The sequence below is a fragment of the Flavobacteriales bacterium genome, assembly GCA_021739695.1.
Lineage (GTDB): Bacteria > Bacteroidota > Bacteroidia > UBA10329 > UBA10329 > UBA10329.
Window position 1 is genome coordinate 59,041 of record JAIPBM010000006.1, and the last position, 17,700, is coordinate 76,740.

The window sequence follows — 17,700 nt, forward strand, 5'->3', positions numbered from 1 at the left end:
TTCGGGATGGGGGCACCTCTCAGATACTTTCGAATCTGCCTATTAAGAAGTTTGCTATTATACACGTTTATACCTCGGCAAACGTAGTTATTGTCATGGTTTGATTATGCAATTCACACCTCGATGATTCAACAACTGGCGAAATTTCTCCGTAAGAATAGAATCCTGCAATGGTAACATCATTACCCAACACAGATTGCACTGCCTCAACTTCTTCATCTATCCGTTGTCCGAGAATCAGTTTCCGACCAACACAACTGATAAGCAATGCAAGTTTATCGTTTGATGATGAACCTCCTTTTTGGGTCGTATGCTCAGCCGCCAAATTTGCTCCTTCAATCAACTTGTCGAAATTTGCTTTCATCAATCGAACATAGCAGCCTTCAGGAATATCCCCAGCAAAGGTCATGCTGTTCTTTTCTTCGTCAACCGCAAGAACTGTTCGTACGATTGTATCTGAATCCTCATCGAACTTCAATCCTAAAGGAAAAAGCAGTGCTGAACCCGGAAGCTCTGCGGCCTTATCTCCCAAATACATTTTGTACAGATCCAAAGCAGATTGCCCGTCCAACTCATAAAGAACATTTCCTTCTGAACGGGTAACCAAACGCTCGGCCCCGAAATTATCCCAACCACCTACAGAACCGTAGCCAACTTCCAGGTCAGACCCATAAAATCCAACAGCAACGATCAAACTTTCCTGCGGAGCACCGTTCAATCCTACCAAGGTTTTTTCAAAATTGGCAGCATCGCCAGCTAAACCGCCAGTGCAAGGCACGTTTTGCGCTAAAGCAGAATTGATTCCTTTAACAATCTCGCTTCCGTTCACGTGTAAACCATCAGATAAAAGGAACACGTGACACAACCCTTCTCCACTCAGCTGTTGAGCGAGTTTAACCCCAGCGTCCGCACTATCCTTCGCATCGTTGATGTTCATGGATGTGACCTTGACTTTGGTTTTTTCGAAACTAACTGCAGTAACAACAAGAGACTCATCATACACAAGATCTTCCATTATCTCGCCTGATGTGCTGCCCATAAGAATTTGGGCCGATGGATAAAATTGTCTCAGTTCCTCGTACTTCGAGGCATCTTCCAGAATTTTTCTAGAACCAAATGCGAACACAATATCGGCTGAATTTCCGATGTTTTCCATTTTGATCTCTTGCCATCCACCTTCAGCAGTCCACTGTCTTTGTTCTGTTTTCATTTACTGGTTGCGTTTATTACCATTTCGAACGCCCGAAGAAGAACAAGGTTACGATTGGATGTGTATTCGAGCAACTTTGAATAATTTCTACGCAAATTACGTATTCAGCTCTGTGACAAATACGCAATTCAGCTTTGCATTATGGAAGAACCTTAAATAATTCCTGCAAGCGAAGCTCCCTTCACTCCTAGCCTATCCACTCTTTTTTCAATCGCATCATCTTTTACTAGAAGCGGTGCGTGATGAGGCTTAATTCGCGCATCGAACACAACCGAACTTCTACATCCCCAATGCTTGTTCTCAGTAAATTCTTCCACTCCATGAATATCGTGGGATGGATTGCTACGCGTGAAGGTGACCCAAAGAAAATTATTCAGGTTTCGCGCAACGAATTCACTGTCATCAACAACTGTTATCAGCGGAAATCCTTTCAGTTTCTCAGTTTGGTGCGAAAGGCTTGAGGTGAGTTTTTGCATGTCTGTTCCATCGGCATACTTTGACGCTTGCACGGCTAAAACTCCTGAAAAAACAACTTTAGGCAGACTGAATCCATCTGGCAACTGAAGTTCAAAGAGTTCAGAAGACAATTCTCGTTTCTTGGCTCCGACTGCCGCTACGATTAGTTTAGAACCACCATTTAGGTCGGTTCCACTATAATCCAAGGTGTCTATGGTTGTTTTGGTCTGAAAATGAAGATCGCGAGTTGAATCGAATCGCTCAAGAAGATATTGCAAAAATGCTTGTTCATCCTTCGCTTTTGGCGTGGAATCGGTCTGCTTTGCGATAATGAAAAGGAACTTTGCAAGCGACATTTGATTGAACCCAAGTATCGCATTTGCTGTGGTTAACAACTCCTGCGGTCGCTCCACTTCCATGTATGGCGTATATCGTTCGCTACCAACCGCTAGCAAAAGTGGATGAACACCTGCTGCATCTACTGCATTTACTTCATGCAATCCTGGAATGGTCTGTGGTATGATTGAACCAGTTATTTCATGAATCAGCGCTCCGAAACTTGTGTCTTCTTGCGGTGGTCGACCAACAACCGTAAAAGTCCAGATCCCATTCTTTTTGGCCAGCACTTTTTTCACTCGCATTAATGGAAAATCATGCTGCAAACTATAATATCCCAAATGATCTCCAAAAGGTCCTTCGGGCTTGTTCTCCATCGGATAAACCTCGCCAAGAATCACAAAATCGGCATCTGATGAGACCGTAAATCCGTTCTGTTTGAAATATCGAAAATTCCTTCCGCCCAATGCACCTGCAAATGCTACTTCAGGCAATCCTTCAGGCAACGGCATTACTGCCGCAAATGAATGTGACGGTGGTCCTCCTACAAAAACGGCCACTTTCAGCGGTTCTCCAGCCTTGTTGCTTTTGGTCTGATGAACTCCAATACCGCGATGTAACTGATAGTGAAGCCCAATTTCTTTGTCTTGCTCGTAATCGTTTCCGCCAAGCTGAACGCGATACATTCCTACGTTGGAATTCAAGATTCCGGGTTTGTCCCAATCTTCGGAATAAACCTGTGGCAATGTGACAAATGGTCCACCATCGTTGGGCCAACATTTGATCTGTGGTAGGTCTGAAATAGCCACCTCTTCAAACTCCTTTTTCCATTGAAATGGAACAGCATCAACTGCTCCAGAGAGTGCCGAGAAAATCCAAACCGGATTCTTTATGAGCAACGATGGGTCGCCTTTTAGTTGTACCAACCGCTTTACTCTTTCGAGGGAATCTCGAAAAATGAAGCGACTACGTTCAACTGATCCGAATAAATTCGAAACCGCACGAAATTTCGAGCCTTTCACGTTCTCGAACAACAGTGCTGGACCATTATTTTCAAAAACACGAAGATGAATGGCAGCCATCTCCAAATTGGGATCAACTTCCTCTTTGATCCGAACCAAATGACCGTGCTTTTCCAGATCAATTACACACTTCTCTAACGTGCTGTATCCCATGCGTGCTAAAATAACCACTAGCTTGGCGACTTGTTTATTTTCGCTTGATGTCTCAGAAACAATTTTCGATACAACCGATTTACATTTTCGGAATTATTGTGTTCCTAGGCATTGCATTGCACTGGAATATTTGGGAACGCGACATCATGGGAATTCATGCCTGGCGTCAAACTCAGACCATGACGGTGGTGGAAAATTTTGCTTTCGAGAACATGAACATCCTTGATCCCAGAATAAATTCTCGGGGATCTGGCGATGGTATTTCAAGAATGGAATTTCCACTGATGCAATGGATCTTCGCTTGGTTCTATAAGTGGTTCGGGAACAATCTCATTATCGTTCGGATTCTCTCGTTTGTCATTTCGCTGCTCAGCGGCTTAGGTTTTTATCGACTATTGCTTGCTTATCGACAATCTCGATTCATCAGCGCCATCGGTATGTGGTGTTTTGCGTGGTCGCCTGTTCTGTTCTACTACGCTATCAATCCGCTGCCCGATAATCTTGCATTGTGCTTTGCAATCTGGAGTTTGGTTTTTCTCAAGCGGATCCAAACAGAACCATCCTTTTTTTCACAGATATTGTTCTCACTGTTTCTTTCACTTGCTACAGCCGTTAAGCTTCCTTTTATTCTTTTTGGAGCAGGCTACATTCCAATTTTCTTGGGAAGATCAACTTCTAATCGTATCAGGAGAACAGCGTTGGAAACAGGAATCCTTGGGTTGATAATGCTACCTTCTTTGTGTTGGTACGCTTGGGTTATTCCAACTTGGACAAATAAGGCTCTGATAGGTGGTGTTAGCGCAGAATCATCATTCGATTACGCTTCAGCATTAAGCCATATTTGGGGTGTCTTTCACTCGTTGTTGCCCGAGCTTTTCATCAACTATGCTTCAATCCTATTTTTCCTTGTAGGCATTACCGTGCTTTTCCAAACGAAAGGTTTCCTGAAGAAATATTCTTCTGAAATATTCATGTTCGGATCTGTGCTTCTATATTATCTGTACGAGGTAAACATGATCGGACTCGCTCACGATTATTACTTTTTTCCGTTTCTACCAATGATCTTCCTTTTGGTGACTGCTGGTTTCAAACGCGTCACTACTCATCAACAAAAATGGATGCGATATGTCGGTTTTACGGCATTGGCAATTCTTCCGCTGACAGCTTATCTAAGAACCAATCAACGATGGACTTCAATGGGATTCGAAGCCTCACTACTTAAGCATAAGGAAGAACTTCAACTTCTTATTCCCAATGAGGCGCTCGTGGTTGTTGGGAACGACCCATCAACTCACATTTTCCTGTACCACATTAAGAAAAAAGGATGGACGTTTGAACAGAATTGGCTAACGGCAGAAAATCTTAATGATCATATTGATCAAGGCGCAAAATTCCTTTATTCGAACACCGATTTTGTCGAAAACACCGAAAGCCTGAATCAGTTCTTAGGAGAACCATTATTCAATGAAGATGGAATTGCGGTTTATCCGTTGAAATCGACTAGCGCCCTTTAAGAAACTTCATCTGTTTGCCAAGGAATTGCGCCTCATCGCCCAGCAATTCCTCAATTCTGAGCAGTTGATTGTATTTGGCAATCCTGTCTGTTCGCGAAGCTGAACCCGTTTTGATCTGACCAGTTCCTAAGGCAACGGCAAGGTCCGCAATCGTTACATCTTCCGTTTCTCCAGATCGATGACTCATCACCGATGTATACTTATTTGCGGTGGCCAGTTTTACCGCATTGATGGTCTCAGTAAGCGAACCAATCTGATTTACTTTCACAAGAATTGAATTGGCAATTCCTTCATCTATGCCTCGCGCTAAGCGCTCTACATTCGTAACGAATAGGTCATCTCCAACCAATTGAACCTTGCCTCCAATAGTGTCCGTCAATTGTTTCCATCCAGTCCAATCGTTCTCATCCAAACCATCTTCTACCGAAACGATCGGATACTTAGAGGTCCAATCTTTCCACAACGAAACCATGTCTGAACTGCTCAATTTATCGCCAGTAGATTTATGGAGATGATAAACTCCTTCATCCTTCAAATAGAACTCAGAACTGGCCGCATCCATTGCCAGGAAAATATCTTCACCTGGACGATAACCTGCATTTTCAATGGCTTTAAGAATAACCTCAACAGCTTCATCATTCGATTTGAGATTCGGTGCAAAACCGCCTTCATCGCCAACATTTGTTGAATATCCACCTTTCTTCAAAACAGCTTTCAAGTGATGGAATACTTCAACTCCCATTCGCAGGCTTTCTGAAAATGATCCGGCACCAGCAGGCATGATCATGAATTCCTGAAAATCGATGCTATTATCTGCGTGCGAACCTCCATTGATGATATTCATCATCGGTATTGGAAGCAGATTTGAATTCACCCCTCCAACGTAACGGAACAATGGTTGACCAGCTTCTTCAGCAGCAGCTTTAGCCACGGCCATGGAAACACCTAAAATAGCGTTGGCACCAAGATTTCCTTTGTTGGCTGTTCCATCAAGATCAATCATAGCCTTATCAATCAAGTGCTGATCGAAAGCGTGCATTCCAACAATAGCTTCGGCAATGGGTCCGTTCACATTCTCTACCGCTTTCAGTACTCCTTTTCCAAGGTAAACGTCCATGTCTCCATCTCGAAGCTCAACCGCTTCGTGCTCTCCTGTAGATGCTCCAGATGGAACTGCAGCACGTCCGAGCACTCCGTTTTGAGTTACAACGTCAACTTCAACAGTAGGATTTCCGCGAGAATCTAAAATCTGACGGGCTACAACGCTTGATATATAGGTCATGAAAAAAGTATTGAATTGTTGTTTTATCAGGCAAGAACTGACTCCATGTTCTTGATAAATTCATCGAAAAGGTATCGGCTATCATTTGGCCCCGGAGAAGATTCAGGATGATACTGAACGCTGAATACTGGACGGCCTTTCAGCCTCAATCCTGCAACTGTATTATCATTCAAATGAACATGAGTAATCTCAACTGCATCATTTTTCTCGCAATCTTCTCGATTGACAACGAAACCATGATTCTGTGAAGTCACTTCACATTTTCCAGTTATCAGGTTCTTAATCGGGTGATTGATGCCGCGATGGCCATTATGCATTTTAAAGGTTGAAATGCCTTGACTGATTGCCATCACTTGATGACCTAGGCAGATTCCGAAAACGGGAATTCCAGAGTCGATCATTTTTGTGACAGTTGCACTCACATTTGGCATTGCAGCTGGATCACCAGGTCCATTCGAAATCATAAATCCAGATGGATTCCAATCCATAATCTGTTCGAATGGTGTATCCATTGGATAAACTTTCAGGTAGCATCCTCTATCAGAAAGGCATCTCAGAATGTTCTTCTTCACACCAATATCCAATACAGCAACTCGGTGCTCAGCATTTTCATCGCCAAAGAAGAATGGTTCTTGAGTGGAGACTTTAGAAGAAAGCTCCAAGCCTTCCATTGACGGAACCTCTTTCAATTTGCTACTCAAGACTTCAAGGTCCAATTCAGCAGAAGATATGATTGCATTCATGGCGCCTTTATCTCTAATGTGTTGAACGATTGCTCGTGTATCAACATCAGAAATTCCAACAACTTGATTCTTTTCAAAATAGTCTTGGATGTTTCCGTTAGCACTTGGACGACTGTAGTTTGGCGAGAAGTACTTGCAGACCAGACCACTGATCTTCATCGCATCGGATTCTACGTCAGCAGCGCTGACACCGTAGTTTCCAATATGAACACTTGCGGTCACCAGTATCTGTCCGAAATAAGATGGATCGGTAAAAATCTCCTGATAACCGGTCATCCCAGTGTTGAAACAGATTTCTCCAGTGGTTGTACCAATTTTTCCAGCCGCTTTTCCTCGAAAAATAGTTCCATCTTGAAGAAGTAGGATTGCGTCAGGTCTATTCTGGTATTTCATCTATTCTTGGGTTTGGGCAAAAATAAAAAAGGACGAACCTTAATCGGTCCGTCCTTTTATCAACTTTTAAACACGTTTTAAAATCAAGCCTCTTTCGATTCTTCTCCTTCTTCTTTCTCAGGAGCTTCTTCTGCTGCAGGTGCTTCTTCAGCAACTTCAGCTTTCGGCTCTTCAACAACGACTGCAGGTGCAGCAACTGTTTCAGATTTAGCTCCAGAACCAGCTCTTCTGCTTCTTCTTGCTTTTTTAGGCTTAGCTTCTTTTATAAGAAGTTCGTTGAAGTCAACCAACTCAATCAATGCCATATCTGCATTATCCCCAAGACGGTTCTCGAGCTTAATGATTCGAGTATAACCACCTGGACGGTCAGCTACTTTAGGAGAAACTTCTTTAAAAAGCTCTGCAGTTGCTTCTTTATCATTCAAATAGCTAAAAACTACTCTACGTGAATGTGTAGCGTCATCTTTCGATTTGGTGATAAGCGGTTCGATGTATGACCTCAACGCTTTGGCTTTTGCCAAGGTAGTTGTGATTCTCTTGTGCACGATAAGAGAACTCGCCATGTTAGCAAGCAATGCTCTTCTGTGCCCCTTCTTTCTCCCTAAATGGTTAAAACCTTTTCTGTGTCTCATTACTGTAGTTCAACGTTCAAAGTTTGAGGTTCAAAGGTCTAAAAAAGACCTTTAATCCGCTACTTGAAGCTCTATAATTAATCTTCGTCTAGTCTGTATTTGGCAAGGTTCATTCCGAACGTCAAGTTCTTTGCGTGTACCAGATCGTCCAATTCAGTAAGCGATTTCTTACCGAAGTTTCTGAACTTCAATAGATCGTTCTTATTGTAAGAAACAAGATCACCCAAAGTTTCAACGTCAGCTGCTTTCAAGCAATTCAATGCTCTAACAGAAAGATCCATGTCAACCAACTTGGTTTTCAACAATTGACGCATATGCATTGCATTTTCGTCAAATTCTTGCTCTGGTTTCTTCACCTCATCTTCCAACGTGATTTTCTCATCAGAGAAAAGCATGAAGTGATGAATTAGAATCTTAGCTGCTTCTTTCAATGCTTCTTTTGGATGCACTGAACCGTCAGTTGTGATTTCCATCATCAATTTCTCGTAGTCAGTCTTTTGCTCAACACGGAAATTGTCGATTGAATATTTCACATTCTTGATCGGAGTGAAAATAGCATCAATTGCAATAGTTCCAACTGGTGCGCTAGCAGGTTTGTTCTCCTCTGCAGGAACATAACCACGACCCTTATCAATCGTAATGTCCAAGTTCAGTTTTACTGACTTTTCCATATGACAGATAACGTGATCTGGATTCAACACTTGGAAACCAGTAAGGAATTTACCTATGTCTCCAGCAGTGAATTTATCTTGACCAGAAATGCTAACAGAAACTCGTTCGCTTTCTTGAGTGTCTATCTGACGTTTGAACCGTACTTGCTTCAAGTTAAGTATCATCTCGGTCACATCTTCAACAACACCGCTAAGTGTTGAGAATTCATGATCCACTCCATCCAGTCGAACAGAGGTGATTGCGAAACCTTCCAATGAATTGAGAAGGATTCTTCTCAAAGAATTACCGATAGTGATACCGTAACCTGGTTCAAGTGGGCGGAATTCGAATTCTCCAACACGCTCATCTGAATTGAGCATGATCACTTTATCAGGTTTTTGAAAATCAAGTATTGCCATGATTGTTTGTTGCCTTTTAGCAGTTATTACTTAGAATACAATTCAACAATGAGTTGCTCATTGATGTTTTCTGGAATTTCGTCTCTTGTTGGATAATGCATGAACACACCTTCCATACTTGAAGGGTTCCAAGTTAACCAAGCACTGTCGCATGAATTTGAAGACAATGAATCACTTACAACTTCCAGTGCTTTTGATTTTTCCCGAACAGCAATTCTCTGTCCTGGTTTAATTGAACATGAAGGAATGTTGCAAACTGCTCCATCAACAGTAATGTGACGATGAGAAACCAATTGACGAGCTGCAGCGCGAGAGTTGGCAATGCCTAATCTGTAAACCACGTTGTCCAATCTTGCTTCGCAATACTGAAGAAGTACTTCACCGGTAATTCCTGATTTGCTAGATGCTTTCTTGAACAAGTTCTCGAATTGCTTCTCAAGCATTCCGTAAGTGTACTTCGCCTTTTGCTTTTCCATCAACTGCACACCGTAGTCAGAAAGTTTCTTTCTACGTCTGTTGTTACCATGCGCTCCTGGAGGATAGTTTTTCTTCTCCAAGTACTTGTCTGGTCCGTAGATAGCTTCTCCGAACTTACGTGCAATCTTTGATTTTGGTCCTGTATATCTGGCCATGTTCGCTTAAATAATGCGTGTATTAAACTCTTCTTTTCTTAGGTGGACGACATCCATTGTGCGGTTGTGGAGTAACATCAACGATCTCAGTCACTTCAATTCCATTTGCATGGATGTTCCTGATTGCTGATTCACGGCCGCCTCCTGGTCCTTTCACAAACACCTTTACTTTTCTCAAACCTGCATCATATGCAACTTTGGCACAATCGGCCGCAGCTGTCTGAGCAGCGTAAGGTGTATTCTTCTTAGAACCTCTGAAACCTTGCTTACCTGCAGATGACCAAGAAATAACTTCGCCTTTTGTGTTAGTAAGTGAGATAATGATGTTATTGAATGTTGCATTGATATGCGCTTCTCCAACTGCATCAACCTTAACGGTTCTTTTTCTTGTTGTTTTTGATGTCTTTGCCATTTCCTCGAATTATCGAAGTCTATTATTACTTGGTTACCTTCTTCTTGTTGGCAACTGTTTTTCTCTTTCCCTTTCTGGTTCTTGAGTTATTCTTAGTCCTTTGTCCACGAAGTGGAAGACCTGAACGATGACGGATTCCTCGGTAACATCCGATATCCATCAAACGCTTGATGTTCATTTGGGTCAGTGAGCGAAGTTCACCTTCGGTTTTAATAAGACCGATAGCTTCACGGATTGCCGACTGCTCATCGTCATTCCATTCTTCCACCTTTTTATCGCGGCTGATATTGGCGTTATCCAATATTTTACCAGCGGTTACTCTGCCAATACCGTAGATGTAGGTAAGTCCTATCTCACCTCTCTTATTCTTTGGAAGATCTATTCCTGCAATTCTTGCCATGCTATTGTTTCTATACTATTAGTAAGACGGCTATTAACCTTGTCTTTGCTTAAACCGTGGATTTTTCTTGTTGATCACATAGACCCGTCCCTTTCTCTTAACGATCTTGCAATCTTCACTTCTCTTTTTTACTGACGCCCTGACTTTCATCTTGCAATTATTTATATCGGTATGTAATACGTCCTTTTGAAAGATCGTAAGGACTCATTTCTACTTTCACTTTGTCTCCTGGTAGGATCTTAATGTAATGCATTCGCATCTTTCCTGAAATATGTGCCGTGATAACATGACCATTTTCCAATTCAACACGAAACATGGCATTTGATAATGCTTCCACTACTGTTCCGTCCTGACCTATTGATGCTTGTTTCGCCATTTATGATTATGCTGACATACTCATTGATGAACGACCCTTAATTCTACCAGACTTCATCAATCCATCATAATGACGCATTAACAAATGACTTTCAATTTGTTGCAGTGTATCCAATACAACACCTACCATGATCAACAGTGAAGTTCCTCCATAGAACTGAGCGAATTGTGCATTCACTCCGAAAACCATGGCCACTGATGGAAGGATGGCTACAATACCAAGGAAAATAGATCCTGGTAGTGTAATCCTTGACATGATATTGTCGATGTATTCTGCTGTTTTCTTTCCTGGTTTCACACCTGGAATGAATCCACCATTACGTTTCATATCCTCAGCCATTTGGTTTGGATTGATAGTAATTGCAGTATAGAAATACGTGAACACAATGATCAACAAGAAGAACGTGATATTGTAAGTTGGTCCTGTGAAATCAGAAAATGCTGTTACAAACCAAGATGCGCTTTCTCCGGCAAACCCTCCAAGAGTAATTGGAACAAACATGATTGCCTGAGCAAAGATGATCGGCATAACACCAGCTGCATTTACTTTAAGCGGAATGTACTGACGTGTTCCTCCCTGAGGCAATGCTTGACGACCTGAAATAGCAGCTCTTGCAACTTGAACCGGAATTCTTCGTGTTCCTTGAACCAAAAGAATAGAGAATACAATTACCAAGAACAGGAACACCAATTCTACTAGCAAGAACACCGGACCTCCAGAACCTGTAGTGTCCAATTTAGATAGCGCTTCTGCTACGAAAGAGAATGGCAAACGTGCAATGATTCCTACCATGATGAGTAGTGAAATACCGTTTCCAATTCCTTTATCAGTGATCCGTTCTCCCAACCACATTACGAATACAGTACCTGTGATCAGAATAAGCCAAGCTGTAAACCAGAAAAGACTTGGAGATGTTAGGAACGCATCAGATGGCAATTGAGATTGTAGATTCGCTATGTAACCAGGAGCTTGACCTGCAGTGATCAAGATTGTCAGATAACGTGTGTACTGATTTATCTTCTTTCTTCCGCTCTCTCCTTCCTTCTGCAACTTCTGCAATGCAGGAACAGCCATACCGGCCAACTGCAACACAATAGAAGCCGAAATGTAAGGCATAATACCCAAGGCGAAAATGGAAGCGTTAGAGAACGCACCTCCAGAGAACATATTCAACAGTCCAAGGATACCATCCGAAGTTTGTGCCTGAAGCGCACCCAATTTTGCTGGGTCCAATCCTGGCAACACTACGAACGAACCTATTCTGTAGATAAGAATGAAACCTAAGGTGTTGAGTATCCTCGTCCTTAGATCTTCAATCTTCCAGATGTTCTGAAGTGTATTTAAGAAATTCTTCATCTAATCTTATAGCGTAACAACTGTTCCTCCAGCTGCCTCGATTGCACTTACTGCTGTTTTAGAGAATCCGTGAGCTGTAACCTCAATTTTGGCTTTCAGCTCTCCTCTTCCCAATATTTTAACAAGCTCGTTCTTTCCAGAAAGACCATTTTCAACCAACAATTCAGGAGTGATTGTTGTGAATTTCTTCTCATCAACCAATTTCTGAAGAGCATCAAGATTGATTCCGTGATATTCCACTCTGAAAGGATTCTTGAATCCAAACTTAGGAACACGTCTTTGAAGAGGCATTTGTCCACCTTCAAAACCTACTTTCTTCTTGTAGCCGGAACGAGACTTAGCTCCTTTGTGACCACGTGTAGAAGTTCCGCCTTTTCCGCTTCCTTCTCCTCGTCCAATTCGTTTTCTACTTTTTGTAGAACCCGTTGCTGGTGTTAAATTACTTAGACCCATCGTTCTAAATCCTTATCAATTACTTAATTACTTCCACCATGTGGCTGACCTTCGCTACCATTCCCAAAATTGCTGGGTTGGCTTCGTGCTCAACTACTTGATTCAATTTTCTTAGGCCTAGTGCCTGAAGCGTCAACTTTTGTCTTAATGGACGGTTGATAGCGCTTTTTACTTGTTTTACTTTGATAGTAGCCATTTGCTTTATCTCCTTAGACGGTTTATCCGTTGAATACTACGTCTAGTTTAACTCCTCTTTGGTTAGATACCGCAATGGCATCTCTCATTTCGCTTAGGCAAAGGAACGTTGCTTTTACCACGTTGTGTGGATTTGACGAACCTTTTGATTTGCCAAGAACGTTTTTTACACCTGCAGCTTCAAGCACTGCACGCATTGCTCCTCCTGCAATAACACCGGTACCAAGAGATGCAGGCTTCATGAAAACTCGAGCACCGCAATACTTGTTCTCTTGTTCGTGAGGAACAGTTCCGTTGATGATAGGCACACGGATAAGGTTTTTCTTAGCATCATCAATTCCTTTGGCAATTGCCTCTGTAACCTCTTTTGCTTTTCCAAGACCGTGACCAACAACTCCGTTCTCGTCTCCAACAACTACAATAGCTGAGAAGCTGAAAGTTCGTCCACCTTTGGTAACCTTCGTTACACGCTGAATACCAACTACGCGGTCTTTCAGTTCAATATCAGTTGCTTTAACTTTTTTCATCTTTTCTGTCGTGCTGCGATTAGAACTTCAATCCTTCTTCTCTTGCACCTTCGGCCAACGCTTTTACGCGACCATGGTACAAGTATCCGTTTCTATCGAAAACAACATTCTCGATTCCGGCTTCTTTCGCTCTCTCAGCAATAAGTTTACCTACAAGAGTTGCCACTTCTGTCTTATTGATCTTTTCAGCAGCAATTCCTTTATCTGCAGAAGACGCTGCAAGAAGTGTCTTTCCTTCAAGATCATCAACCAACTGAACGTAAATCTCTTTGTTGCTTCTGAACACAGACATTCTTGGTCTTTGAGCTGAACCAGAAACAATGCTTCTGATTCGCTTCTTGATCTTCTCTCTTTTATCTTTCTTAGTAGCCATTCTACTTATTTTTTACTAGCTGATTTACCAGCTTTTCTTCTAACCAATTCTCCAACGAAACGAATACCTTTTCCTTTGTAAGGCTCAGGTTTTCTCAATGAGCGGATCTTTGCTGCTACCTGTCCGATCAACTGTTTGTCATGAGACTTCAATGTGATCGTTGGATTCTTACCACGCTCCATTGCAGTTTCAATTTTGATCTGCTCTGGTAGTAAGAAGATAACGTTGTGAGAAAATCCCAATGAAAGCTCCAATTGTTGACCGTTATTGCTAGCGCGATAACCAACACCTACAAGCTCCATCTTCTTTTCCCAACCTTTGGAAACACCTGCAACCATGTTGAAGATAAGTGAGCGATAAAGACCATGAAAAGCCTTTGTCTGCTTCATTTCATTCAGGCGAGCCAACTCTAATGTTCCGTCTTTCAATTCCATTTTAATAGAACCATCAACTTTCTGAGTCAATGTTCCCAAAGAACCTTTAGCGGTAACCGTGTTGTCTTCACCTATGGTTATCTCAACTCCTTGAGGTACTTCAATCGGTGCTAATCCTATCCTAGACATCGTTCTGTTTCTTTCTGTTCTTAGTAAACGTAGCAGAGAACTTCTCCCCCTACATTAAGCGTTCTTGCTTCCTTATCGGTCATTACTCCTTTTGAAGTTGACACAACTGCAACACCTAGTCCGTTTTTCACACGAGGAATCGTTCCCGCTCCTGCGTATTTTCTCAAACCAGGCTTACTTGCTCTTTCCAATCCTTTGATGGCGTTAACCTTCGTTTGTGGATTGTATTTAAGTGCAATTTTAATGCTGCCTTGCACACCTTCTTCCTCAAACTTGTAGTTAAGGATATATCCTTTTTCGAAAAGGATCTTGGTAATGGCTTTCTTAATGTTAGAGGCTGGGATATCCACAACCTTGTGATTCGCTTGAATCGCGTTTCTAACTCTTGTTAGGTAATCTGCTACTGGATCTGTCATAATCTTTCGAATAAATCGCTTACCAACTTGCCTTTTTAACTCCAGGGATAAGACCAGAATTGGCCATTTCTCTGAACTGGATTCTGCTGATGCCGAAATCCCTCATGTAACCTTTAGGACGACCGGTAATGCTACATCTGTTGTGCATTCTGATGGCGGCACTGTTCTTTGGCATACGAGCCAAAGCTTGGTAATCGCCTTCTTCCTTTAGTCTGGCTCTTTTTTCAGCATATCGCGCTACCATTGCGGCACGCTTACGCTCTCTTGCTTTCATTGATTCTTTGGCCATGTCAGCTTACTTTTTAAATGGCATTCCGAACTCTTTCAATAGAGCGAGTCCTTCTTCGTTAGTTTTGGCAGTTGTCACGAAAGTGATGTCCATACCAAGTATCTTGTTTACTTTCTCAATATCAATCTCTGGGAAAATGATCTGCTCGGTGATTCCAAGGTTATAGTTACCTCTTCCATCAAATCCTTTTGGGCTTACTCCTCGGAAATCTCTAACTCGTGGAAGAGCAACCGCTACCAGTCTTTCCAAGAATTCATACATCTTATCTCCTCTAAGAGTAACACGTGCTCCAATTGGCACACCTTTACGCAATTTGAAGTTAGAGATGTCTTTCCTAGATACGGAAGCAACAGCTTTCTGTCCAGCGATCATTGTCATATCAGCAAGAGCAGACTCAAGAATCTTCTTATCTGATACTGCTTGACCAAGTCCTTGGTTAAGGCAGATCTTTTCCAATTTTGGAACTTCCATTACACTTTTGTACTGGAACTTCTCCCTCAGTGCAGGAACTATCTCTGCCTGGTACTTTGCTTTAAGAGTTGGTGTAGTACTCATCACTTAATTACTTCTCCCGATTTCTTAGAATATCTTACAAGCTTACCATCAACCAGTTTTCTACCAGTTCTAGTAGGTTCACCTGTTTTAGGATCAACCAACATCAGGTTAGATAGTTGGATTGAAGCTTCTTTCTCTACAATACCTCCGTTAGGATGTGCTGCGTTTGGTTTGGTGTGTCGTTTTACGATGTTCACACCTTCAACCAAGGCTCTGTTCTTGGTTGGGTAAACCTCAAGAACTTTACCCTCTTCTCCTTTAGACTCTCCGGAAATCACTTTTACCGTGTCGCCTTTCTTTATATGAAACTTTGCCATTGCTTTGCCTCTTTATATCAAAGCACCTCTGGTGCCAATGATACGATCTTCATGTATTGTTTCTCTCTCAACTCACGGGCAACAGGTCCGAAGATCCGTGTTCCTCTCATCTCGCCAGCTGCATTCAACAGAACCACTGCGTTATCATCAAAACGGATATAAGAACCGTCTTGTCTTCTTGTCTCTTTCTTAGTTCGAACAACAACCGCTTTAGAAACAGATCCTTTTTTCGCATTTCCAGAAGGAACTGCGTCTTTTACTGTTACTACAATTGTGTCTCCGATTCGAGCATATCGTTTTCTTGTTCCTCCAAGAACACGGATGCAAAGAACTTCTTTAGCACCACTGTTATCCGCGACCTTAAGTCTTGATTCTGTTTGTATCATGGCTTATTTGGCTTTTTCAATGATTTCTACCAATCTCCAGTTCTTAGACTTGCTCAATGGACGTGTTTCCATAATTCGAACAGTGTCACCGATTCCGCAGTCATTCTTCTCATCATGAGCATGGAATTTCTTGGTCATCTTTACGAACTTTCCGTACATCGGGTGCTTCACTTTACGCTCAACACTTACGGTAATGGTTTTATCCATTTTGTCGCTAACGACAACCCCGATTCTTTCCTTTCTAAGGTTTCTTGCTGTATTCTCCATCTCAGCTAACTACTTTGCTTCTAGAAGTTCGTTCGGTCATCAACCTTGCGATTAATCTTCGGGCGTGTTTAAGTTCTTGCGGGTTCTCTATAGGAGATACCGCATGATTCATTTTCAATTTAGCAAGTTTCAGTCGCTCTTCGGCCAATCGGTCCAAAAGCTCTTCGCTTGACAATTCTTTTATTACTGCGTTTTCCATTGTCCTCTAAAATCTTAGGCTCCTGTGTAATCTCTTCTCACCATGAATTTGGTGGTAATCGGCAGTTTTTGAGCTGCCAATCGAAGTGCTTCTTTGGCTGTTGCCATGTCTACACCGTCAATTTCGAACATCACGCAACCAGGTTTTACAACCGCTACCCAATATTCTGGAGAACCTTTACCCTTACCCATCCTTACTTCGGCTGGTTTCTTAGTAATCGGTTTGTCTGGAAACACTTTGATCCAAACTTGTCCTTCTCTCTTCATGTATCTCGTTACCGCGATACGTGCTGATTCGATCTGACGAGCGGTGATCCATGCACCTTCTTCCGCTTTTATACCAAATGAACCAAAGGCCAACTGATTGCCACGATTGGCAACACCTTTCATCTTCATTTTATGCATTTTGCGGAACTTCGTCCTTTTTGGCTGTAGCATAGCTTTGCTGTTCTTCCTGTTCTACCTAATTATTGCTTTCTGTCTCGTTTGGCCAAACGTGCTGGTTTCTTGCTTTGAACGGTTGAGTTCGGAGCAAGATCTCTCTTACCATAAACCTCACCTAGCATGATCCATACTTTTATTCCAAGTCGACCATAGGTTGTGTGTGCCTCCACGTGAGCGTAATCAATATCTGCCCTGAATGTGTGAAGTGGAATTCTTCCATCCTTATACATTTCAGAACGTGCCATCTCAGCTCCACCCAATCTTCCGCTCACTTGCACTTTAATTCCTTCAGCTCCCATTCTCATGGTTGAAGCAACTGCCATCTTAACCGCTCTTCTAAAAGAGATACGACCTTCCAATTGGCGTGCAATGCTTTCTCCTACTAACCGAGCATCAAGCTCTGGTCTTTTAATTTCGAAGATGTTGATCTGAACCTCTTTACCAGTGATTTTTTTCAACTCCTCTTTCAATTTGTCAACCTCGCTACCACCTTTTCCGATAATGATTCCTGGTCTAGCAGTGTTTACCGTAACGGTAACTAACTTAAGGGTACGCTCCACAATGATCTTAGAGATACTTGCTTTTGCCAAACGCGCACGCAGGTACTTACGGATTTTGTAATCCTCCTCAATTTTTGCTGGAGTGTCTTTACCACCATACCAGTTGGAATCCCAACCTTTGATGATTCCCAGTCTATTACCTATCGGATTTGTCTTCTGTCCCATGCGTC

The 17,700-nt window shown here is 42.2% G+C and carries 27 protein-coding genes; 1 reads left to right on the forward strand and 26 read right to left on the reverse strand.

Going from position 1 to position 17,700, the window contains the following annotated elements:
• Positions 1 to 67: 67 nt before the first annotated feature.
• Positions 68 to 1,210, reverse strand: a complete 1,143-nt coding sequence (locus tag K9J17_05130; protein MCF8276099.1) for an FIST C-terminal domain-containing protein — start codon at positions 1,208 to 1,210, stop codon at positions 68 to 70.
• 152 nt (positions 1,211 to 1,362) lie between these two features.
• The gene (locus K9J17_05135) at positions 1,363 to 3,177 is read right to left on the reverse strand and encodes a UbiD family decarboxylase (protein MCF8276100.1); all 1,815 of its coding nucleotides are present in this window, start codon (positions 3,175 to 3,177) and stop codon (positions 1,363 to 1,365) included.
• A gap of 47 nt (positions 3,178 to 3,224) precedes the next feature.
• On the opposite strand from K9J17_05135, the gene K9J17_05140 reads away from it, so the two are divergent.
• Complete coding sequence (locus K9J17_05140) at positions 3,225 to 4,691, forward strand: glycosyltransferase family 39 protein (protein ID MCF8276101.1); 1,467 nt, start codon at positions 3,225 to 3,227, stop codon at positions 4,689 to 4,691.
• Here K9J17_05140 and eno read toward each other — a convergent pair.
• The 24 genes from eno to rpsC form a co-directional block, all read right to left on the reverse strand.
• Entirely contained in the window at positions 4,678 to 5,973 is a 1,296-nt protein-coding gene (gene eno / locus K9J17_05145) for a phosphopyruvate hydratase (GenBank protein MCF8276102.1), read from the reverse strand. The two genes, K9J17_05140 and eno, sit on opposite strands and share 14 nt — an antisense overlap.
• Before the next feature lie 26 nt (positions 5,974 to 5,999).
• A complete protein-coding gene (carA, locus tag K9J17_05150) occupies positions 6,000 to 7,109 on the reverse strand; it encodes a glutamine-hydrolyzing carbamoyl-phosphate synthase small subunit (GenBank protein ID MCF8276103.1) in 1,110 nt (369 codons plus the stop codon).
• Positions 7,110 to 7,192: 83 nt separating this feature from the next.
• Positions 7,193 to 7,741, reverse strand: coding sequence for a 50S ribosomal protein L17 (gene rplQ / locus K9J17_05155; GenBank protein MCF8276104.1), 549 nt, complete (start codon positions 7,739 to 7,741; stop codon positions 7,193 to 7,195).
• Positions 7,742 to 7,818: 77 nt separating this feature from the next.
• The gene (locus tag K9J17_05160) at positions 7,819 to 8,811 is read right to left on the reverse strand and encodes a DNA-directed RNA polymerase subunit alpha (protein MCF8276105.1); all 993 of its coding nucleotides are present in this window, start codon (positions 8,809 to 8,811) and stop codon (positions 7,819 to 7,821) included.
• A 26-nt stretch (positions 8,812 to 8,837) separates the two neighbouring features.
• Positions 8,838 to 9,443 (reverse strand): 30S ribosomal protein S4, encoded by a 606-nt coding sequence (gene rpsD, locus K9J17_05165; protein ID MCF8276106.1) that lies wholly within the window; start codon positions 9,441 to 9,443, stop codon positions 8,838 to 8,840.
• A gap of 22 nt (positions 9,444 to 9,465) precedes the next feature.
• Entirely contained in the window at positions 9,466 to 9,855 is a 390-nt protein-coding gene (rpsK, locus tag K9J17_05170; GenBank protein MCF8276107.1) for a 30S ribosomal protein S11, read from the reverse strand.
• A 25-nt stretch (positions 9,856 to 9,880) separates the two neighbouring features.
• Positions 9,881 to 10,255 (reverse strand): 30S ribosomal protein S13, encoded by a 375-nt coding sequence (rpsM, locus tag K9J17_05175; GenBank protein MCF8276108.1) that lies wholly within the window; start codon positions 10,253 to 10,255, stop codon positions 9,881 to 9,883.
• A gap of 33 nt (positions 10,256 to 10,288) precedes the next feature.
• On the reverse strand, positions 10,289 to 10,405 hold the full coding sequence (gene ykgO / locus K9J17_05180) for a type B 50S ribosomal protein L36 (GenBank protein MCF8276109.1): 117 nt from the start codon (positions 10,403 to 10,405) through the stop codon (positions 10,289 to 10,291).
• A 7-nt stretch (positions 10,406 to 10,412) separates the two neighbouring features.
• Entirely contained in the window at positions 10,413 to 10,631 is a 219-nt protein-coding gene (infA, locus tag K9J17_05185) for a translation initiation factor IF-1 (protein MCF8276110.1), read from the reverse strand.
• Between the two features lie 6 nt (positions 10,632 to 10,637).
• Positions 10,638 to 11,987 (reverse strand): preprotein translocase subunit SecY, encoded by a 1,350-nt coding sequence (gene secY, locus K9J17_05190; GenBank protein ID MCF8276111.1) that lies wholly within the window; start codon positions 11,985 to 11,987, stop codon positions 10,638 to 10,640.
• 6 nt (positions 11,988 to 11,993) lie between these two features.
• Complete coding sequence (rplO, locus tag K9J17_05195) at positions 11,994 to 12,440, reverse strand: 50S ribosomal protein L15 (protein ID MCF8276112.1); 447 nt, start codon at positions 12,438 to 12,440, stop codon at positions 11,994 to 11,996.
• 19 nt (positions 12,441 to 12,459) lie between these two features.
• On the reverse strand, positions 12,460 to 12,636 hold the full coding sequence (gene rpmD / locus K9J17_05200) for a 50S ribosomal protein L30 (GenBank protein MCF8276113.1): 177 nt from the start codon (positions 12,634 to 12,636) through the stop codon (positions 12,460 to 12,462).
• A 22-nt stretch (positions 12,637 to 12,658) separates the two neighbouring features.
• Positions 12,659 to 13,162: a 30S ribosomal protein S5 gene (gene rpsE, locus K9J17_05205; GenBank protein ID MCF8276114.1), complete on the reverse strand. Its 504-nt coding sequence runs from the start codon at positions 13,160 to 13,162 to the stop codon at positions 12,659 to 12,661.
• Between the two features lie 19 nt (positions 13,163 to 13,181).
• A complete protein-coding gene (gene rplR, locus K9J17_05210; GenBank protein ID MCF8276115.1) occupies positions 13,182 to 13,535 on the reverse strand; it encodes a 50S ribosomal protein L18 in 354 nt (117 codons plus the stop codon).
• Between the two features lie 5 nt (positions 13,536 to 13,540).
• Positions 13,541 to 14,098, reverse strand: coding sequence for a 50S ribosomal protein L6 (gene rplF / locus K9J17_05215; GenBank protein ID MCF8276116.1), 558 nt, complete (start codon positions 14,096 to 14,098; stop codon positions 13,541 to 13,543).
• 20 nt (positions 14,099 to 14,118) lie between these two features.
• Positions 14,119 to 14,517 (reverse strand): 30S ribosomal protein S8, encoded by a 399-nt coding sequence (rpsH, locus tag K9J17_05220; protein ID MCF8276117.1) that lies wholly within the window; start codon positions 14,515 to 14,517, stop codon positions 14,119 to 14,121.
• A 16-nt stretch (positions 14,518 to 14,533) separates the two neighbouring features.
• The gene (gene rpsN, locus K9J17_05225) at positions 14,534 to 14,803 is read right to left on the reverse strand and encodes a 30S ribosomal protein S14 (GenBank protein ID MCF8276118.1); all 270 of its coding nucleotides are present in this window, start codon (positions 14,801 to 14,803) and stop codon (positions 14,534 to 14,536) included.
• A 6-nt stretch (positions 14,804 to 14,809) separates the two neighbouring features.
• Positions 14,810 to 15,358 carry a 50S ribosomal protein L5 gene (gene rplE, locus K9J17_05230; GenBank protein MCF8276119.1) on the reverse strand — a complete coding sequence of 183 codons (549 nt, stop codon included), beginning with the start codon at positions 15,356 to 15,358 and terminating at the stop codon, positions 14,810 to 14,812.
• The gene (gene rplX, locus K9J17_05235; GenBank protein MCF8276120.1) at positions 15,358 to 15,675 is read right to left on the reverse strand and encodes a 50S ribosomal protein L24; all 318 of its coding nucleotides are present in this window, start codon (positions 15,673 to 15,675) and stop codon (positions 15,358 to 15,360) included. The genes rplE and rplX overlap by 1 nt, the downstream gene beginning before the upstream one ends.
• 17 nt (positions 15,676 to 15,692) lie before the next feature.
• Positions 15,693 to 16,061, reverse strand: coding sequence for a 50S ribosomal protein L14 (rplN, locus tag K9J17_05240; GenBank protein MCF8276121.1), 369 nt, complete (start codon positions 16,059 to 16,061; stop codon positions 15,693 to 15,695).
• Between the two features lie 3 nt (positions 16,062 to 16,064).
• Positions 16,065 to 16,328, reverse strand: a complete 264-nt coding sequence (rpsQ, locus tag K9J17_05245; GenBank protein ID MCF8276122.1) for a 30S ribosomal protein S17 — start codon at positions 16,326 to 16,328, stop codon at positions 16,065 to 16,067.
• Between the two features lies 1 nt (position 16,329).
• Positions 16,330 to 16,527, reverse strand: a complete 198-nt coding sequence (gene rpmC / locus K9J17_05250; protein MCF8276123.1) for a 50S ribosomal protein L29 — start codon at positions 16,525 to 16,527, stop codon at positions 16,330 to 16,332.
• Positions 16,528 to 16,541: 14 nt separating this feature from the next.
• Complete coding sequence (gene rplP, locus K9J17_05255) at positions 16,542 to 16,964, reverse strand: 50S ribosomal protein L16 (GenBank protein ID MCF8276124.1); 423 nt, start codon at positions 16,962 to 16,964, stop codon at positions 16,542 to 16,544.
• 29 nt (positions 16,965 to 16,993) lie between these two features.
• Positions 16,994 to 17,695, reverse strand: coding sequence for a 30S ribosomal protein S3 (gene rpsC, locus K9J17_05260; protein MCF8276125.1), 702 nt, complete (start codon positions 17,693 to 17,695; stop codon positions 16,994 to 16,996).
• Between the last annotated feature and the right edge of the window lie 5 nt (positions 17,696 to 17,700).

Excerpts from the sequence above, each read along its gene's own strand:
- K9J17_05130 (MCF8276099.1), bottom strand. The coding sequence starts at position 1,210 with ATGAAAACAGAACAAAGACAGTGGACTGCTGAAGGTGGATGGCAAGAG.
- K9J17_05135 (MCF8276100.1), bottom strand. The coding sequence starts at position 3,177 with ATGGGATACAGCACGTTAGAGAAGTGTGTAATTGATCTGGAAAAGCAC.
- K9J17_05140 (MCF8276101.1), top strand. The coding sequence starts at position 3,225 with ATGTCTCAGAAACAATTTTCGATACAACCGATTTACATTTTCGGAATT.
- eno (MCF8276102.1), bottom strand. The coding sequence starts at position 5,973 with ATGACCTATATATCAAGCGTTGTAGCCCGTCAGATTTTAGATTCTCGC.
- carA (MCF8276103.1), bottom strand. The coding sequence starts at position 7,109 with ATGAAATACCAGAATAGACCTGACGCAATCCTACTTCTTCAAGATGGA.
- rplQ (MCF8276104.1), bottom strand. The coding sequence starts at position 7,741 with ATGAGACACAGAAAAGGTTTTAACCATTTAGGGAGAAAGAAGGGGCAC.
- K9J17_05160 (MCF8276105.1), bottom strand. The coding sequence starts at position 8,811 with ATGGCAATACTTGATTTTCAAAAACCTGATAAAGTGATCATGCTCAAT.
- rpsD (MCF8276106.1), bottom strand. The coding sequence starts at position 9,443 with ATGGCCAGATATACAGGACCAAAATCAAAGATTGCACGTAAGTTCGGA.
- rpsK (MCF8276107.1), bottom strand. The coding sequence starts at position 9,855 with ATGGCAAAGACATCAAAAACAACAAGAAAAAGAACCGTTAAGGTTGAT.
- rpsM (MCF8276108.1), bottom strand. The coding sequence starts at position 10,255 with ATGGCAAGAATTGCAGGAATAGATCTTCCAAAGAATAAGAGAGGTGAG.
- ykgO (MCF8276109.1), bottom strand. The coding sequence starts at position 10,405 with ATGAAAGTCAGGGCGTCAGTAAAAAAGAGAAGTGAAGATTGCAAGATC.
- infA (MCF8276110.1), bottom strand. The coding sequence starts at position 10,631 with ATGGCGAAACAAGCATCAATAGGTCAGGACGGAACAGTAGTGGAAGCA.
- secY (MCF8276111.1), bottom strand. The coding sequence starts at position 11,987 with ATGAAGAATTTCTTAAATACACTTCAGAACATCTGGAAGATTGAAGAT.
- rplO (MCF8276112.1), bottom strand. The coding sequence starts at position 12,440 with ATGGGTCTAAGTAATTTAACACCAGCAACGGGTTCTACAAAAAGTAGA.
- rpmD (MCF8276113.1), bottom strand. The coding sequence starts at position 12,636 with ATGGCTACTATCAAAGTAAAACAAGTAAAAAGCGCTATCAACCGTCCA.
- rpsE (MCF8276114.1), bottom strand. The coding sequence starts at position 13,162 with ATGAAAAAAGTTAAAGCAACTGATATTGAACTGAAAGACCGCGTAGTT.
- rplR (MCF8276115.1), bottom strand. The coding sequence starts at position 13,535 with ATGGCTACTAAGAAAGATAAAAGAGAGAAGATCAAGAAGCGAATCAGA.
- rplF (MCF8276116.1), bottom strand. The coding sequence starts at position 14,098 with ATGTCTAGGATAGGATTAGCACCGATTGAAGTACCTCAAGGAGTTGAG.
- rpsN (MCF8276118.1), bottom strand. The coding sequence starts at position 14,803 with ATGGCCAAAGAATCAATGAAAGCAAGAGAGCGTAAGCGTGCCGCAATG.
- rplE (MCF8276119.1), bottom strand. The coding sequence starts at position 15,358 with ATGAGTACTACACCAACTCTTAAAGCAAAGTACCAGGCAGAGATAGTT.
- rplX (MCF8276120.1), bottom strand. The coding sequence starts at position 15,675 with ATGGCAAAGTTTCATATAAAGAAAGGCGACACGGTAAAAGTGATTTCC.
- rplN (MCF8276121.1), bottom strand. The coding sequence starts at position 16,061 with ATGATACAAACAGAATCAAGACTTAAGGTCGCGGATAACAGTGGTGCT.
- rpsQ (MCF8276122.1), bottom strand. The coding sequence starts at position 16,328 with ATGGAGAATACAGCAAGAAACCTTAGAAAGGAAAGAATCGGGGTTGTC.
- rpmC (MCF8276123.1), bottom strand. The coding sequence starts at position 16,527 with ATGGAAAACGCAGTAATAAAAGAATTGTCAAGCGAAGAGCTTTTGGAC.
- rplP (MCF8276124.1), bottom strand. The coding sequence starts at position 16,964 with ATGCTACAGCCAAAAAGGACGAAGTTCCGCAAAATGCATAAAATGAAG.
- rpsC (MCF8276125.1), bottom strand. The coding sequence starts at position 17,695 with ATGGGACAGAAGACAAATCCGATAGGTAATAGACTGGGAATCATCAAA.